21 protein-coding genes are annotated in these 14,981 nt (G+C 62.4%); all 21 read left to right on the top strand.

Going from position 1 to position 14,981, the window contains the following annotated elements; translation table 11 throughout:
- Positions 1-91 precede the first annotated feature (91 nt).
- The 21 genes from C8J25_RS15355 to C8J25_RS15265 all read left to right on the top strand — a co-directional run bounded on the left by C8J25_RS15355 (position 92) and on the right by C8J25_RS15265 (position 14,975).
- Positions 92-502 carry a hypothetical protein gene (locus tag C8J25_RS15355; protein ID WP_146173351.1) on the top strand — a complete coding sequence of 137 codons (411 nt, stop codon included), beginning with the start codon at positions 92-94 and terminating at the stop codon, positions 500-502.
- A gap of 45 nt (positions 503-547) precedes the next feature.
- Positions 548-1,372 carry a hypothetical protein gene (locus tag C8J25_RS15350; protein WP_107955266.1) on the top strand — a complete coding sequence of 275 codons (825 nt, stop codon included), beginning with the start codon at positions 548-550 and terminating at the stop codon, positions 1,370-1,372.
- A gap of 63 nt (positions 1,373-1,435) precedes the next feature.
- Positions 1,436-1,732 (top strand): hypothetical protein, encoded by a 297-nt coding sequence (locus C8J25_RS15345; RefSeq protein WP_107955265.1) that lies wholly within the window; start codon positions 1,436-1,438, stop codon positions 1,730-1,732.
- Positions 1,733-1,818: 86 nt separating this feature from the next.
- Positions 1,819-2,079 (top strand): hypothetical protein, encoded by a 261-nt coding sequence (locus C8J25_RS20315; protein WP_146173350.1) that lies wholly within the window; start codon positions 1,819-1,821, stop codon positions 2,077-2,079.
- Between the two features lie 872 nt (positions 2,080-2,951).
- On the top strand, positions 2,952-4,106 hold the full coding sequence (locus C8J25_RS15340) for a hypothetical protein (protein ID WP_146173349.1): 1,155 nt from the start codon (positions 2,952-2,954) through the stop codon (positions 4,104-4,106).
- 240 nt (positions 4,107-4,346) lie between these two features.
- A complete protein-coding gene (locus C8J25_RS15335) occupies positions 4,347-4,751 on the top strand; it encodes a LexA family protein (protein WP_146173348.1) in 405 nt (134 codons plus the stop codon).
- On the top strand, positions 4,732-5,352 hold the full coding sequence (locus C8J25_RS15330; RefSeq protein ID WP_107955262.1) for a hypothetical protein: 621 nt from the start codon (positions 4,732-4,734) through the stop codon (positions 5,350-5,352). Before C8J25_RS15335 ends, C8J25_RS15330 begins: the two co-directional genes overlap by 20 nt.
- A 141-nt stretch (positions 5,353-5,493) precedes the next feature.
- Positions 5,494-5,760, top strand: a complete 267-nt coding sequence (locus tag C8J25_RS15325) for a hypothetical protein (protein WP_107955261.1) — start codon at positions 5,494-5,496, stop codon at positions 5,758-5,760.
- Positions 5,760-5,918 carry a hypothetical protein gene (locus tag C8J25_RS20795; protein ID WP_167397732.1) on the top strand — a complete coding sequence of 53 codons (159 nt, stop codon included), beginning with the start codon at positions 5,760-5,762 and terminating at the stop codon, positions 5,916-5,918. Before C8J25_RS15325 ends, C8J25_RS20795 begins: the two co-directional genes overlap by 1 nt.
- The gene (locus tag C8J25_RS15320) at positions 5,915-6,553 is read left to right on the top strand and encodes a DUF3164 family protein (RefSeq protein ID WP_107955260.1); all 639 of its coding nucleotides are present in this window, start codon (positions 5,915-5,917) and stop codon (positions 6,551-6,553) included. Before C8J25_RS20795 ends, C8J25_RS15320 begins: the two co-directional genes overlap by 4 nt.
- Positions 6,554-6,558: 5 nt before the next feature.
- A complete protein-coding gene (locus C8J25_RS15315; RefSeq protein WP_107955259.1) occupies positions 6,559-6,918 on the top strand; it encodes an HNH endonuclease in 360 nt (119 codons plus the stop codon).
- A gap of 547 nt (positions 6,919-7,465) precedes the next feature.
- On the top strand, positions 7,466-7,879 hold the full coding sequence (locus C8J25_RS15305) for a hypothetical protein (protein ID WP_244187139.1): 414 nt from the start codon (positions 7,466-7,468) through the stop codon (positions 7,877-7,879).
- Positions 7,876-9,582 carry a terminase large subunit gene (locus C8J25_RS15300; RefSeq protein WP_244187138.1) on the top strand — a complete coding sequence of 569 codons (1,707 nt, stop codon included), beginning with the start codon at positions 7,876-7,878 and terminating at the stop codon, positions 9,580-9,582. Before C8J25_RS15305 ends, C8J25_RS15300 begins: the two co-directional genes overlap by 4 nt.
- 2 nt (positions 9,583-9,584) lie before the next feature.
- Entirely contained in the window at positions 9,585-10,892 is a 1,308-nt protein-coding gene (locus C8J25_RS15295; protein ID WP_107955257.1) for a phage portal protein, read from the top strand.
- A complete protein-coding gene (locus tag C8J25_RS15290; RefSeq protein ID WP_107955256.1) occupies positions 10,889-11,815 on the top strand; it encodes a S49 family peptidase in 927 nt (308 codons plus the stop codon). Before C8J25_RS15295 ends, C8J25_RS15290 begins: the two co-directional genes overlap by 4 nt.
- Positions 11,816-11,834: 19 nt before the next feature.
- Positions 11,835-13,148 (top strand): phage major capsid protein, encoded by a 1,314-nt coding sequence (locus tag C8J25_RS15285; protein ID WP_107955255.1) that lies wholly within the window; start codon positions 11,835-11,837, stop codon positions 13,146-13,148.
- 86 nt (positions 13,149-13,234) lie between these two features.
- Positions 13,235-13,387 carry a hypothetical protein gene (locus C8J25_RS20790; RefSeq protein WP_167397731.1) on the top strand — a complete coding sequence of 51 codons (153 nt, stop codon included), beginning with the start codon at positions 13,235-13,237 and terminating at the stop codon, positions 13,385-13,387.
- 1 nt (position 13,388) lies between these two features.
- Positions 13,389-13,703 (top strand): head-tail connector protein, encoded by a 315-nt coding sequence (locus tag C8J25_RS15280; protein ID WP_107955254.1) that lies wholly within the window; start codon positions 13,389-13,391, stop codon positions 13,701-13,703.
- The gene (locus C8J25_RS15275) at positions 13,700-14,047 is read left to right on the top strand and encodes a phage head completion protein (RefSeq protein ID WP_107955253.1); all 348 of its coding nucleotides are present in this window, start codon (positions 13,700-13,702) and stop codon (positions 14,045-14,047) included. Before C8J25_RS15280 ends, C8J25_RS15275 begins: the two co-directional genes overlap by 4 nt.
- The gene (locus tag C8J25_RS15270; RefSeq protein ID WP_107955252.1) at positions 14,047-14,577 is read left to right on the top strand and encodes an HK97 gp10 family phage protein; all 531 of its coding nucleotides are present in this window, start codon (positions 14,047-14,049) and stop codon (positions 14,575-14,577) included. The genes C8J25_RS15275 and C8J25_RS15270 overlap by 1 nt, the downstream gene beginning before the upstream one ends.
- Positions 14,574-14,975 (top strand): hypothetical protein, encoded by a 402-nt coding sequence (locus tag C8J25_RS15265; protein WP_107955251.1) that lies wholly within the window; start codon positions 14,574-14,576, stop codon positions 14,973-14,975. The genes C8J25_RS15270 and C8J25_RS15265 overlap by 4 nt, the downstream gene beginning before the upstream one ends.
- The last annotated feature ends 6 nt before the right edge of the window (positions 14,976-14,981 follow it).

Below are 14,981 nucleotides of genomic sequence, written 5' to 3'. Positions count from 1 at the left end.
GAAGATGGCGCTTTGCGAGCGATTGGTCGAAAATGACAACGGATAGGGGGCGGTATTGAAGGGGTTGGGTATTTTACTCGTTGTGGTGGGCGTGATCATCACGTTCGGCGCGGTGTTCATCACGACATCTGTATCGACTGAAACTCCCGCCGGTCTCTATGGCGGCACCACCGTCAGTCAGATCTACAACTTGGGGATGCTTCAGCGTCAGATGATGGTCTTCGTGACTGGGCTTGCGATCGCAGTCTCGGGCGTTGTCCTAACCGCGGCGGGCGTTGGCATCGATACCATTGGCACCAGGGTACACCCAGCTCTAGCCGGACAAGGCGATACCGCGTCTGCAGTCGATGAAGTGTCCGAAACGGTAGCGGTTCAACGCGAGCTGACACCGGCCGAGTTGTCAGAGCGCGATCGCGATCTCAATCGCGCGACATTCATGGTCGCTGGCGTGTTGGTGGCGGTGATCGGTGCCGTGTTCTTGTTCGTCCTGGTCGTCTCGTAGCGTCGGGGTATCGCCGGGGTACATTGCGAAGTGGAAGCCTCAGAAATGGCCGATTTCCGCATGTTTCAGAAGGCTGCGGCGGAGGGGTTATCCGCCGCAACCGCACCGAAAAGGAAAGCAATGCATCCTTCGGCAGCTTGGTTCGGCTCGGCAACGGTCGCGATCTGTTTATCCACTCAACCGCTGCATGCGCAGACGCAGCAGCAACAGGATCGGATCGATCGCGTCTCTCGCTTGATCGTCACGGCGCCTCTATGCCGCGGCCTTGGGATGGCTGTCGATTCGGATCTACCGGCGAAAGTTGCGGCAGGGTTTAAGGCTGAGACGGCCAAATGGGGCGTGCCGTCAGGCCGGCTTGAGCAGCTCGCGGCTGCCTCTGCCGATCGGCAGGGCAAGCTGTTCGCTCAGGACCTAGACACCGAGGAGGCGAATGCAAAGAGCGCCGCGCAGTTGCGGAAGCTTAGTACCATTTTGCTTGGCTATGGGCGTACTTGTGTCGAGGCGACTAGCGATCCGCTCTTCTCCGCTTCGATCCAGAAGCCAGCTGGTTTCGATCTCCAGGTCGCTGCAACAAAGTTTGCGGATAGCATGTTGGAAGACGGCGGTCTTGCAAGCTGGCAGACACCAGTAATTCAAGCGCGGGGCGATTTGATGATGGTCGCTGGGACGTGTCGCGCGGTCATCGGCAAAGCACGCTCCGATGCGCTTTTCGCCGAGTTCGGTAGATCGGACGATGCACGCACCCGAGACTATTACCTGAAGTCATTCGATATAGGTCTCGATGACACGGATCGACAGTTTAACCTGGCGCAGTGCAACCGGATGATCAACGGCTTCCGAGGGAGGATCGCAAGAGGCGGCATCCGCTGACTAATTTCGTGACCGCAGCGTAGAGACTATCCGCGTCTAGTAGATATTGAAAGGAGCGATGACATGCAGATTGACCTGAAAACGCCATTTACGACAAACGACGTTGCTCAACTTCTCGGTTCCAAGGACAACACCCGGAATCGACAAATACGTGTCTCAACAACGGGTATAGCCGAATTGTCCGATGATGTCGGCAACCAAAATATCAGCGGGTTAGCGTTCCGAATGGAAACATTTAGCGCTGGCAATGGATGGACCGGTGTAGAGGCGGCAGCCGACAGTCGCATTGTCGCAAGGGTCGAGAAGGTCCTAAAAGACAATTGGCCTAACCCTACGAACACGTACATCGATATTTTCTGATCGACCGCTCTGGCGGCCAATTCCGAATACCGCTCGAGAGATCGAGCCGGGCGCGGCTGAAGGTGTCTCGATACTTAGGAGAATTTATGAAAACGCGAGTCCATGTCAGTGGCAGTATCATTTGGGACGGTAATTTAGATTTCGCGCCGCCGATCGGGTCGGAGGTTTCTCTCGTGATGCAAGGTTATGAGTCTGGCTATTTTCCAGGTTCGATTATCACTTTCACGATAACCACGGAGGATCCGCCGGTTTTCGATCTCACTGCCGATCCGCCGGTCCTAATCTTGGATGCGAACGGCTATCGGGTCGACCGCGAAGCGCCGGTTCCACCCGGGCAGGACTACTAAGTATTCAGGGTTTGACCTAAGTCGTGAACATCTCTTTTTAGCATAACTGACTGATATCTACGGAGTCGTATGGGCTGTATACTTTGCGGCGATGGTGAGACGGTAAGAAGCCATATAATTCCACGAGCTTTCGCGCATGACGTAAGAGATGGAGCGAAGCACGTGGTCACGGGCTCACGTTTTGAGAAGGTGCCGCGCACGAGTCAGAGTGGGTTTTTTTCCAGCACTATGCTGTGTTCTACACACGAGAATCTTACTGCTCCAATTGACAAGTACGCGATCGAATTCGTGCGTCGCGTTACGGATGGGTGGGTGGATCGAACCAGCACGTCGGCTCTTGCGATAGCGAATCCAAGGCCTGACTTACTACGATCATTTGCCTTGCTGACGATTTGGAGGGAGGTGCACAGTGGGACCGAGGGAACTCTATCGCTTGGGCCATATGAACAGGTAATTCGTAATCACCTCTTCGACGGCGGTGCATCACCCGACTGGGCAATTGTCGTTCAAAGGACCAACTTCGTCACCCCGGGACGCGGAGCTATCGACTTCAATCTACACCCCTATAGGGTCCGCTTTGCCGACAGGGCTGGATGGATGCTCACCGTGGCAGGTGTAGGTTTTTTCGTTGTATCCGATCGGCGAGGGCTGCCAAGTCGGTTCCAAGATTGGAGGGTTGATTGTTTGGACCCAGCACCGGTGACTATCTCTGAACCGCTTCCTTTCACGGAAGTGGGAGCGTTGAAAGGGATACTCGCCGCAATGGCAGCCCGAGCTCGCGCCTAATTTGTACGGCGTCCAATCCATGCGGCGGAGGGCGTATCCGCCGCAAGCATCTTGAACTGTCATTCTAGGAAGGGATAATTCGCGCCATGTCTGGTAACCGTGCGAGAAGAGCAGCAGCGTTCGAAGCGCTAGCGGCTTCGTTTGGCGGCAGTGTTCGCCCTTCCGACATTACCGACGGTCCGATCGGAATGACGCTTAGAGACCTTAAGCACCGAGGTTCTAAAATCTGCCAAGAGGCAAAGGCCGCGGGCAGTCCCATGCAGCTAGAAGTTGGGATACTCGTAGACCTCTCCTTCAACGCGGTTGCCGGCAAAGTCGACGGGGTCGATCTCATCGGAATAAACGCCGGTGTCCCACTCCGCTTGCTGCCAATTTTCGAAGCGCTACTGGCAACGCAACACGCTTTCCCTGATGTCGGAACACCTGAAGCAAGATCGAGTGTGAAATGGAGCAAGGAAGCAGCGGTTAGGGGCCCGCTTGGCTTCTCGGGTTCTCAACTCCCGAACGACGGCCCTGAGATCGACGTCATGCAATTCTTGGCAACTTTCGCAGAGCGGTTCATTTTTGAACACGAAGCAACTCACGTGCGCCATGGCCATGTCGATTGGATTCAGGCGAGGTTCGGTGCCCAACCTATCGACGAGCTAAGGATCGCATCAACTCCAAACCTAAGTGGGCTCGACCTTCAAACCTTGGAGTTCGATGCGGATTGCGGCGGTATGCAGGGCGTGATGGAGCTTATCTACACGATGCCGCATGCGATGGCGCAAGCGCCACGTCCAGGTTGGCAATACTTTGGAAAGATACAAAATCTTATCAAGGCTGTATCGTTTGCAATCTATACCTGCTGTCAGATATTCGCAGACTCATCAGATGATGATCCATTCGAGGTTATCCTCGAAAGGTCGCACCCTCCTGCTACTTTCCGCATGCACTGCGTAACTGGTCAGCTTATGACTATTATTGGTACTCATTTCACAGAGTCAGCGCACAAAGAACTTTTCTTCGCTATCTTCGATGGCGTGAGCCAAGCGCATGCTGCGTGGCAGGAAGTCTTTGGCGGCACGGACGATTGGCACTCGTTGCGGATGCAGCACGAGACCCGTAACCGAGAATTGCTTCTGCTTCTTCAAAACAATTGGGCTAAGCTATATTCAGCTCTGCTCCCGCTGAAACGGTACAACAATCTCGCTCCACCGGATGGTCTCAACGCATGGCCGCATGTAATCCACCGCGATTGAAAGCCGGCGGGTGGTACAGAGGGCGGCTCGGTCCGGATCGGAAGATCATGTCCGTCTCAGCAACGAGCGTTTCTTATGTCGTTAGGGGCGTATTCACCGTCCAGCCTTTAACGTCACCGCCTGCCGACTTCCTTGCCTGGGTTGACGCCGAATTGCCGAAGTAGTCCGCAAACCAGCACCTCTCCGCTAGTACTTTTCTTTGATTCTCTCTATGTTCTCCGAGGGGAACGCGGGGGATAGATGGGCGCATATTCAGAGGTGCTACCGGCCAAGACTAGCCGCAAACAGCAAGCGCTGGACTACATTTCCGAATACATCCTGGAGCACGGCCGTAGTCCAGCAATGGGCGAGATTGCGCTTGCCCTCGGCGTGAGCGACACCAGGGCGAAGGCGTTGGTGAAGAAGTTGGCGTTCGAGAAGATGATCGAGCGCGCGGCCGGCGCGCAGCGCGCGATCACCGTGCCCGGGTTGCTCGAGCGCCAGCTGCTCGACCGGATGCGCAGCATGGGCGTCGTCGTGAACGACGATTTCAGGCGGGGCGATCGCGTGCTGCCGTTACCACAAGGTCATCTCCCGCTTGTGGCAATCCTCGAGCATGTCCCTGACGTCGACGCCGGGGATCTCCATGCCACACCAACCTACTGACGCATCGTTCGCGCTTGCTCATTCACTCGAGCGGGAAGGGCAGCGCGTCGCGCACCTGGTCCTTGGTGAGCCGCGCCCCAAACCTAAGGGCGCCAACCGGCTGAAGAAGGGCAAGGCGCCAGCGATCGTCGTGCTCGAGGACGGCATCGAGGAGCGCATGCAGCTGCGCGAGCGCTGGTCTCACAAGAAGAACGGCACGGCGGAGACGCACGAACACGCTGCTGCGCAAGCGCGGCGCGAGGGATCGCTCGCCCGCCTCGTCGCAACCGGCGCGATCGACGCGCACCAGTTCGCCGCAGCAGATCAGATCGCGGAAGCGTACCATTCGATCACGGCCGAGGTTGCGGTTCGCACTGCGAACTTGGAGCCGCGCAGCTCTGGCGGCGGTCCGCACAGCGCTTCACACGCACCGATCGCTGCCGTGATTCGGGAGCGCGCATACGCTCGCTGGCGTGAGGCAGTCGCTCCGCACGGTGCGATGCTGCTCGCGATCATCGTCGACGACATGGCGCTGACGACAACCGCGCGAGACTGGCGGATGTCCAACCGACGGGCGCGCTCGATCCTGGTGTCTGCCCTGAACAGCTGGAAGCGCTGCTAGGGGTTACCTTTGGGGAACTTCCCACAAGGGCACCTGCCAAAACGGTCACGTAACTCTCAAATTGACCCCGCCACAGTTGTATCCGCATGGCGCCGCTCGCCCCCCCCTTGAGCATGCGTCAGACGTGAAGGGAGATCTGGCATGCGTCACGATGGTCCCCGATCCGGTGCACGGCCTGCCCAGCCGAACTCGAAACTGGCCGATCAGCTCGAACGCATTACACCGCGGTTCGATGAGCTGACCCAACGAGCGCGGCTGGGCATTGATTCCGCCGACCAATACAACGAGCTCGAGGAGCTGGCGCAGGGGATCTCCCGCGACATTCTCGAGCCGTTCCGGGGCAACGCCGGTCGCGCTGCCCGTCCGCCCCTCTATCTCAGTGCCGACGGCACGAAGGCAGGCTGGTAATGGCTATCCCGCGTGAGGCTATTCGGCGTGCCGTCGATGCCGGTCATCCGGACACCGCACTGATCGGCGTGCCGGTCAGCCTGATGCGCGAGATCCTGAAGTTCCTGCCGGTCGAGACGATCGTCGCCATCGCCGCGCCCCAGGGGACGCCGGCATGACCACCAAGCCGCACCCCGCCGCGATCGACGTCGACGGCAACCCGTACCTCCGGGACGCCAAAGGCAGCCTGGTCCCGCTCGCCGCGGTCAAGCCGGTCGACCTGCTCATGGACGAGACGGTGCGGGAGATCCTCACCGATGCGCGCGAACTGTCCGCCCTCATCGCCGCGTTCAAGGTCCGGACGTTCGAACGGGTCGGCTCTTTCCAGGCGCTGCTAGCGCAGGAATACGGCACGACCGTCGGCGGGAAGAAGGGCAACATCACGCTGCTCACCTTCGACGGGCGCGAGCGGGCTCAGGTGCAGGTCGCCGACCTTCTCGAGTTCGGGCCCGAGCTTCAGGCCGCCAAGGTCCTGATCGATGAGTGCCTCATGGGCTGGGCAGGCGGCTCGCCGGTCGAGCTGCAGGCGATCGTCAACGGCGTCTTCCAGGTCGACAAGGAAGGCCAGATCAACCGGGCCGAACTGTTCCGCCTGCTCCGCCTCGACTTCGACGACGCGCGCTGGCTGCGCGCGATGGAGGCGATCAAGGACTCGATCCGGGTCATCGGCTCGCGCACCTATGTCCGGTTCTATGACCGGCCAGCGCACGACGCGCCCTGGCACCCGGTCACGATCGACCTGGCGTCCGCGTAAGCCTCATGGGGAAGCTCAAGGCCATCGGCAGCACGCTGACCAGGCTCAAGCCAACGATGGGCTCCCTGGCCCCCGTCGAGCGCAGCGCGGACGCCGATCGCCGCCTCTTCAAGCCCTGGCACCAGTGGTACAAGTCGGCCCGCTGGCGTGCCCTGCGCATCACCGTGTTCATCCGGGACCTCTACACCTGCCAGTGGCCTGGCTGCGGCTTTACGTCGGCCGACACGTCGCTCCTGGTCGCTGACCACTGCGAGCCGCATCGCGGTGACGAGCGCCTGTTCTGGTTGCTGGCCAACCTGCAGACGCTCTGCAAGCGGTGTCACGATAGTCGCAAGCAGCGCGCCGAGCGCGCCGCGTTGCGCTAGACGCCTACTAGTTCAACCCGGCCCCCAAGAGCTTTGTAGACCTTGATCAAGGCATCGCTGGTAAGGCTCTGGCAGTTTACGAACCGTGGTGTTCCTCCGGTTGCTATGATCGCTCTACCGATCTTGATTACCCCGTCGCTCGTCTTGCCCGTTGCATCGACTGATTCGAACACGACGCCGGCGTGCAGGGCTTTGATCACTCCATCGCTTGTTGTGGGCATATGTGGCTCCTGCTCCTGATCGGCCAAGACGGACGATCTCCTCGATCTTTGCATGGGCAGGGGGGTGGGTCGATCCCTGACGGGGTCCGGCCCCCTGGACCCCTATGGCTCCCATGCGGAGATTATTTCCCCCTGGGCGTTTCCGGGTGCGTACTTTGGGTTGGGGGTGCTGTTCGATGGCAACCCGGAAAACCCATGAAGAGTGGTCGCGTATTCAGAGCGAATACTTGCAAGGCGAAGACTCGATCAGGGAAATAGCTGATCGGCATGAGATTTCCGAAGCGGCTATTCGTAAGCACGCGCAGGCAAAAGGCTGGGAACGGCCGGTGCGCATGCGCAAACCGGTGCGCACTTTGCTTCCGGCGCCGCGGCTGGCGATCGCCGAGCCGCTCGAGGTCCGCGAGCCGGTCGACGCCGGCACGATCGCCGAGAACGCCCGCCAGTTGGCTGCGCGAATGCTTGACGAGCTGGACGCGGTAACGAGCTTCCAGGGCGAACTCGAGGAGTCGATCGAGATCCTCACCGCCAACGACGAGAACGACCAACGGCGTGACGCGATGATGAAGGCGGTCTCGCTGCCGGCGCGATCGCAGATCCTGAAGAACCTCGCCGCGTCGCTGAAGGTCATCAACGAGACGGCTGCACCTACGAAGGGCAAGAAGGCGCAGGCGCAGGATCGCGCAACGGCCGTCGGTCGCAAATTTGGTGCGATCGGTGCGCCGACCAGGACGATCAATTGATTGATCCGACCTGGTCGACCGCGTGCCTCGACTGGAAGCGACGGATCCGCGATCGGCGCACGCTGATCCCGTTCACGCCCCTGTTTCCCGCCTCGGCCGAGGCGAAGATGGCGGTCTTTACAGCGCTCAAGATTGCCGACCTCGGTATCAACCCCGATACCGACGAGACTTGGACGATCGGCGAGAGCGCGGACGAATGGCTGCTCGATTTCGCAGCCGCGATCTTCGGGGCCTATAACGCCGAGACGGGCGAGCAGTTGATCCGCGAGGGCCTGCTGCTGGTGTCGAAGAAGAACACCAAGTCGACGATCGCGGCCGGCATCATGCTGACCGAATTGATTTGCGGCTGGCGCCCGTCGGACGAGAACCTGATCCTGGCGCCGACGATCGAGGTGGCGGGCAACAGTTTCAAGCCGGCGTGCGACATGATCCGGGCGGACGAGGAGCTGGCGGATCTGCTCCACATCCAGGAGCATGTCCGGCTTATCACCAACCGCGACACCAAGGCGACGCTGAAGGTCGTCGCGGCCGATGCGGCGACGGTGTCGGGCAAGAAGGCCAGCCGGGTGCTCGTCGACGAGCTATGGCTCTTCGGCAAGAAGGCCAACGCGGACTCGATGCTGCGCGAGGCGGCCGGCGGTCAGGTGTCGCGTCCGGAGGGCTATACGCTCTACCTCACGACGCAATCCGACGAGCCACCCGCGGGCGTCTTCAAGGAGAAGCTGGCCTACGCTCGCGACGTCCGCGACGGGAAGGTCGTCGACAAAGAGTTTCTGCCGGTCCTGTACGAATTTCCGGAAGAGATGCTCGCCAATGACGAGCATCTCAACCCGGCAAACTTCTACATCACCAACCCGAACCTCGGCCGATCGGTCAGCCAGTCGTGGCTCGAGGCGCAGTTCCGCAAGATCGAGAACGCCGAGGACGGCACGAAGCAGGTTTTCTACGCCAAGCACCTGAACGTCGAGATCGGCGTCGGGCTGCGGCACGATGCCTGGATCGGCGCGGTCTATTGGGCCCAGGCGAAAGCCGCAGTCGAATTGTGGGACGGTTCGCTCGAGCAGTTTCTCGCGCTGGTCGAGGTCGCTGTCGCCGGCATCGATGGCGGCGGGCTTGACGATCTGTTCGGGCTGGCGCTGCTCGGCCGGCTGAAGTCGGATCCGCGCACCTGGCTAATGTGGAACCGGGCCTGGGCGCATCTCGATGTGTTCAACCGGCGCAAGGACATCGTCAGCAAGCTCACCGACTTCATGGCGGAGGGCACGCTGATCCGCTGCGAGGATCCGACGCAGGACCTGGTCGAAGTCGCGGATCTCCTCGAGCTGGTGAAAGACGCCGGGCTGTTTCCCGACGAGGCGGCGATCGGGCTAGATCCGCAAGGTGTCGCCGCCCTGGTCGACGAGCTATCCGGCCGTGGTTTTACGGCGGACCAGCTGGTCGCGGTACCGCAGGGCTTTCGCCTCACCGGCGCGATCAAGGGCACCGAGCGCAAGCTCAAGGACGGCACGATGAAGCATGCCGGCCAGCTGCTCATGAACTGGTGCGTCGGTAACGCGAAGGTCGAACCGCGCGGCAGCGCGATCCTGATCACGAAGCAGATGTCGGGCGTGGCGAAGATCGATCCGCTGCTGGCGGGCTTCAATGCCGTGCAGCTGATGACGCGGAACCCGCGCACCAACACCTTCGAATATACGGGGATCTGAGCATGTCGATCAGCGGATATCAGCTGTCGCCACGTGCGGCAGAAGCCGAGGCTCGTCGCCGCGGTACCACGTCAGACGATTCAGCCGCGGTAACCGTACAGGCCAGCGCTGACGGTCTGAACGACACGAGCGGCTTCACGTTCTTCAATCTGCTCGGCGGTACGCGTGGCGGCTCGATCGGCGAGCAGGCGGCGTTGTCGTCGCCGGCGGTGCTGCGCGCGCTCGAGGTGCTGACCGGGCTCTTCGCCATGGCGCCGCTAATTTACTACCGCGAGGAGGACGGCGGCAAGGTTCGGGTCGAAGACGCCCCGCCAGCGATGATGCTCCGGACGCGCACGAACGACGTCCAGAACGCCTTCCTGTTCAAAGAGCTGATGCTCGGCGATCTGATCATGACCGGCAAGTTTGCCGGCTATATCCATCGTGACGGTCTCTATCGCGCCAGCAAGTTGACACGCGTCAATCCGCACGGCGTCTCGCCGGTATCGAGCTGGGACAAGGCCGATGGGCTCGAGGTGTTCTACGACACGCACTTGCCCGACGGCACGTTCGAGCGGCTGACCCGAAACGACCTTTGGTTCATTCCCGGGTTCTCGCGCGACGGCCTGGTCGGCATCGATCGGCTGAAGCTGCTGCAGGACACGCTGCAGGCGGCCGCGGCGACGTCGGCCTTTGCCGCGCGCTTCTGGGAAAACAACGCGCAGCCGTCGACGATCCTGACCTCCAAGGCGAAGATGGAGCCGGGTGACAAGACCAAGCTGAAAACGGACTGGCAGAGCCGCTTCTCTGGACCGAAGAACGCCGGCGCGGTCGCGGTGCTTGATCAGGAGATGGACGCCAAGTTCCTCGCGCACGACAACGCGAAGAGCCAGTATGTCGAAGTCCGCGGCTTCTACGTCGTCGAGATCGCGCGCGCGTTCGGTGTGCCCCCGCATATCGTCTTCGAGCTGAGCCGTGCGACCTTCTCCAACATCGAACAGCAAAGCCTCGAGCTGATCCTGTATTCGATGATGGGTCACTTCGAGCGCGTGGCGGCCGCGGCGACGCACCAGTTCGCCGAGCCCGGGCACTTCTTCGAATTCCTGCCTGACGCTCTCCTGAAGGGCGACATCAAGAGCCGGTACGAGGCCTATTCGATCGCGATCGATAAGGGCGTGCTCAATCCGGACGAGGTTCGAAGTCTCGAGAACCGGAACAAGCGACCCGGCGGCGAGAAATACCGCGTCGGATCGGGCTCGCAGATCGAAGGCGAACAGCAGCCGGCGCCGGCGCCGTCGCCCGCACCCGAAAAAGACGAGGATCCAGCATGAGCGATCGTATTCTGGCGGCCATCCGGTCCGTGCCCTGGGCGATCATGCCTGGCTATCTCGAGGCCATCGAAGCGATGGCGATGCGCGCTCTCGATCATCCGGCCGTCGCGGCGGTGAAGGACGATGGCCATATCGAGCGCCACCTCGAGGCGGTCGCTCAGATGGGCGAGCGCGTTGCCGGCACACGCTCGGCCGCGATTCGCGACGGCGTCGGTGCACTGCCAATCTTCGGTCCGATCCTGCCGCGCGCCGCGATGATCAGCCCGTCGGGCGGCGGTGCCGTCGCGCTCGATCTGCTCGCGGCCGACTTCCGGGTGCTGCAGGCCGACCCCGCGGTGCGCAAGATCCTGCTCGCCGTCGACAGCCCGGGCGGCGTGACGACCGATATCTCGCAATTCGCGCGCCTGGTCGCGCAGTCGACGAAGCCTGTCGTCGCGCACGTCAGCGGCATGGGCTGCTCTGCTGCCTACTGGATCATTAGCCAGGTGAGCGAGATCTCGATCGACGCGACCGCGATGGTCGGCTCGATCGGCGTGATGATGGGCGGCAGCGTCCAGGAGAATCCTGACCAGGCCGGACGTCGCGACATCGCGATCGTCAGCAAGAGCGCGCCGAACAAGCGTCCGGATCTGACGACCGAGGACGGCCGCGCGGTCATCCAGGCCATGATCGATTCGATCGAGGACGTGTTCATCGGCGCAGTTGCGCGCGGCCGCGGTGTCACCGAGGCGGTCGTGCGCAGCGATTTCGGTCAGGGCGGCACGCTCGCCGGTGCCTCGGCCGTCAAAGCCCGCATGGCCGACCGCGTCGAAGCGGACGGCCTGGACGGCGCGATCCGACGCCTTGCGACCCGCAACCCCTCCACCCGGCGCACGTCCGCGGAGAACACCCTGAAGCTCGCGCACGCCCGCGCCGGCCTCTAAAACCCCAGGAGACCTACCTATGCGCATCACCGCGCTCAAGACGAGCCTTGCCGGCGTCCTCGCGGCAGCCGAGCTGATCATGACCACCGCGGCCACCGATGGCGATCGCGACCTTTCGGCTGAGGAACAGCTGGAATTCGACGCCAAGATGACCGAGGCGACCGGCCTGCAGACGAAGATCGGCCGCGAAGAGCAGGTCCTGAAGCTGAAGGCATCCACGGCAGCTCCGATCGTCGTCGGCGCTCCCGGTGGCACGCCTGCCGGTAGCGTACCGGCAGCGCCTGCAGCGCAGCTCCCGGCCGGCACGATGTTCACCCGCATCGCCATGTCGCTTGCAGCCTGCAACATGGACCAGCGCGCCGCGGCCGACCACGCCGAGCAGCTCTGGGGAACCGAGACCGGCCAGATCGTCGCCAACCAGGAGCAGTCGACCAACGTCAAGGGCGGCTTCCTGGTCAACCCGGTCTACAGCGCCGACTTCATCGACCTGCTTCGGCCGCGCGTCGTCGTGCGCGCACTCGGCGCGCGCTCGATCCCGATGCCCGACGGCAACCTGACCATGCGCAACAAGACGAAGGGCACGACGGCCGGCTATGTCGGCGAACGCACGCCGGCGCCGACGACCGACGTGGAGGTCGGCCAGATGTCGATGTCCGCCAAGACGCTGCGCGCGTTGGTGCCGATCACGAACCAGCTGATCCGCCGCGCCTCGATCGGCGTGGTCCAGATGGTGCGCGACGATCTCCTCGAGGGCGTTGCTGTCAAGGAGGACGCCGTGTTCATCCGCAGCGCCGGCGACGCCGTCACGCCGAAGGGCCTTGCGGCGCTGATGCCCGTCGGCAACAAGATCGCGGTCAGCGCCGAGACCACGCTGAAGACGGTCACGGCGGATCTCGCGAAGCTTCGCCTGAAGGTCATCAATTCGAACGTGCCGATGATCAGCTGTGGCTGGATCATGACGCCGCGCTCGAAGATGTTCCTTGAGACGTTGCGCGACGGCAACGGCAACATCGCCTTCCCGGAAGTGGCATCGGGCAAGCTCTATGGCTACCCGATCGGCATGACGACGTCGGTGCCGGATAACCTCGGCGTAGGCGGCAACGAGTCGGAGATCTACTTCGGCGACTTCTCGCAGCTGCTGATCGGCGACACCGAGGCGGTGACGATCGCCAGCTCCGACACCGCGGCATACGACGACAACGGCACGATCCGTTCGGCGTTCTCGAACGACGAGACGGTGGTCCGCCTCATCGCCGAGCACGACACCGGTACGCGCTACGCCGTTGCGTTCGCCATGCTCACCGGCGTCACCTGGGCACCTGGCGACGACTGAGCCGGTCCGCGGCCAGCCGGCCGCTGATCAATCGACACCTGCAAACGGGCGGCTTCGGTCGCCCGTTTGCGCATCCGGAGACTATCATGGCCGTTAAGTTGCTCATGACCCACACGCACGGGTCGCTGTTCGTGAAGGGCGATATCGCCAAGTTCGACGCCGAGACCGAAAAGGATCTGGTCGAGCGCAAGATCGCCGAGACCTACAAGGCGCCCGCCAAGTCGGCACCGGCCGCCTGATATGGTCGACGTAGCGGCGATCGATGGCGGCGTGCTGACGATCGCCGCTGCGCGCGCCTTCCTGAAGGTCAGCGCCAGCGCCGACGCTCAGGTGTCGCCGCTCATTCCGGCGGCGATCGGCCGGATTGAGAGCTATCTCGGCCGCGAGCTGGTCGGCGACGCTGGCTGGCCATCGGCCGAGAAGGTGCCGGCGATCGTCGTGCACGCCGTCAAGCTCGCGCTTTCCGACTTCTACATCAACCGCGAAGCGCCCGAGCTGACCGACGCGCAGCTGATGCCGATGATCGGCCGCTACATGGCAACCTCGATCGCATGATCGTCGTACGGCCTGGCGAACTCGAGCACCTGGTGCGGCTCGAGCGCAAAGTCGAGAGCACCGAGTTTGCCAGCGCTGGCGAAGACGAGTGGGCGCTGGTCGACGAAATATGGGTCGGGATCCAGGATAAGCTCCCGAGCCGCGGCGAGCGTGACCAGGGCGGTTTCACGACGACGACCAGGCCGGCGCGGATCCGCATGTATCACCGTGAGGACGTCGACGCGGGGATGCGCTTGGTTCTCGGCGACAGGATCATGGAGATCGTCTCCGCGCCTGCCGAACTCGGCCGCAAGGGCGGGCTCGAGCTGATGGTCGAAGACTACGACCCGCGGGCCGCTACCTGATGCCAACGAGCCGGGGTGGTTCGGAGGTGCGCCGCTTCATTTCGCAATTGCCCTCGAAGCTGGAAAAGCAGGTCCTGCGCGGCGCCGCGCGCGCCGGCGGCAAGATCATCGAGGCGGAAGCGAAAGAGCGCTCGATCTCGAGCGACGTCGACGAAGCGATCGTGCTGCGGACAAAGCTCGAAGCCGGTCGCATCACGGTCAAGATCACGGTGCGTAAGGGCTGGGGCCGCGCGATCGCCAACTGGCTCGAGTACGGCACCGACGCCCATTTCATCACACTTGCGAAGGACGAGAGCGGCGGAAAGAGCGTCGCCCGATTCAACGCAACCACCAAACGCTCGATGGTCATCGGCGGCAAGTTCGTCGGCGAGACAATCTTCCACCCGGGCGCGAAGCCGCATCCGTTCCTCCGGCCATCGCTGGACATCAAGGGCGCCGAAGCGATCGCGGCCGCGCAGAGCTACATCAACGCGCACGTCACCCGGTCAGGGATCGTCGCCAGCGCCGAACCGGAAGGCGATGACGAATGACCGGTGTCGATATCATTGGCGCGCTGCTCGTCGACGACCAGGCGGTCGTCGACATGCACACGGCCGAACGGATCAAGGCCGGAGCCTTGCCCGACGGCGTCGTGTTGCCAGCGTTGTTGGTTCGCCTGGTCAGCAGCGTCGAACGCCAGCCGCTGAAACGTGGCGGATCCGTCCGGACCGTCGACCGTGTCGCCGTCACCGTTCGCGGCAAAACCTATGCCGAGCAGACGAAGGCCATCGGCCTCGTGCGCAAAGCATGCGCCGGCCGAACTGGCGACGTCGGCGAAGCGAAGAGCGTGTCCGTCCTTACCGCCGGCGCCGGCCCCGATGCGCGCGGCCCCGGCAACAGCTTCGAACAGACCCAAGACTTCCGCGTCAGTTTCGACGCTCCCGCCTGAAGGAGA

This window comes from Sphingomonas faeni (assembly GCF_003053745.1).
Lineage (GTDB): Bacteria > Pseudomonadota > Alphaproteobacteria > Sphingomonadales > Sphingomonadaceae > Sphingomonas > Sphingomonas faeni.
The sequence above is the reverse complement of the archived record's forward strand: the minus strand, read 5'-3'. Positions and strand labels throughout refer to the sequence as shown.

Excerpts from the sequence above, each read along its gene's own strand:
- C8J25_RS15350 (WP_107955266.1), top strand. The coding sequence starts at position 548 with ATGGCCGATTTCCGCATGTTTCAGAAGGCTGCGGCGGAGGGGTTATCC.
- C8J25_RS15345 (WP_107955265.1), top strand. The coding sequence starts at position 1,436 with ATGCAGATTGACCTGAAAACGCCATTTACGACAAACGACGTTGCTCAA.
- C8J25_RS20315 (WP_146173350.1), top strand. The coding sequence starts at position 1,819 with ATGAAAACGCGAGTCCATGTCAGTGGCAGTATCATTTGGGACGGTAAT.
- C8J25_RS15340 (WP_146173349.1), top strand. The coding sequence starts at position 2,952 with ATGTCTGGTAACCGTGCGAGAAGAGCAGCAGCGTTCGAAGCGCTAGCG.
- C8J25_RS15335 (WP_146173348.1), top strand. The coding sequence starts at position 4,347 with ATGGGCGCATATTCAGAGGTGCTACCGGCCAAGACTAGCCGCAAACAG.
- C8J25_RS15330 (WP_107955262.1), top strand. The coding sequence starts at position 4,732 with ATGCCACACCAACCTACTGACGCATCGTTCGCGCTTGCTCATTCACTC.
- C8J25_RS15325 (WP_107955261.1), top strand. The coding sequence starts at position 5,494 with ATGCGTCACGATGGTCCCCGATCCGGTGCACGGCCTGCCCAGCCGAAC.
- C8J25_RS20795 (WP_167397732.1), top strand. The coding sequence starts at position 5,760 with ATGGCTATCCCGCGTGAGGCTATTCGGCGTGCCGTCGATGCCGGTCAT.
- C8J25_RS15320 (WP_107955260.1), top strand. The coding sequence starts at position 5,915 with ATGACCACCAAGCCGCACCCCGCCGCGATCGACGTCGACGGCAACCCG.
- C8J25_RS15315 (WP_107955259.1), top strand. The coding sequence starts at position 6,559 with ATGGGGAAGCTCAAGGCCATCGGCAGCACGCTGACCAGGCTCAAGCCA.
- C8J25_RS15295 (WP_107955257.1), top strand. The coding sequence starts at position 9,585 with ATGTCGATCAGCGGATATCAGCTGTCGCCACGTGCGGCAGAAGCCGAG.
- C8J25_RS15290 (WP_107955256.1), top strand. The coding sequence starts at position 10,889 with ATGAGCGATCGTATTCTGGCGGCCATCCGGTCCGTGCCCTGGGCGATC.
- C8J25_RS15285 (WP_107955255.1), top strand. The coding sequence starts at position 11,835 with ATGCGCATCACCGCGCTCAAGACGAGCCTTGCCGGCGTCCTCGCGGCA.
- C8J25_RS20790 (WP_167397731.1), top strand. The coding sequence starts at position 13,235 with ATGGCCGTTAAGTTGCTCATGACCCACACGCACGGGTCGCTGTTCGTG.
- C8J25_RS15280 (WP_107955254.1), top strand. The coding sequence starts at position 13,389 with ATGGTCGACGTAGCGGCGATCGATGGCGGCGTGCTGACGATCGCCGCT.
- C8J25_RS15275 (WP_107955253.1), top strand. The coding sequence starts at position 13,700 with ATGATCGTCGTACGGCCTGGCGAACTCGAGCACCTGGTGCGGCTCGAG.
- C8J25_RS15270 (WP_107955252.1), top strand. The coding sequence starts at position 14,047 with ATGCCAACGAGCCGGGGTGGTTCGGAGGTGCGCCGCTTCATTTCGCAA.
- C8J25_RS15265 (WP_107955251.1), top strand. The coding sequence starts at position 14,574 with ATGACCGGTGTCGATATCATTGGCGCGCTGCTCGTCGACGACCAGGCG.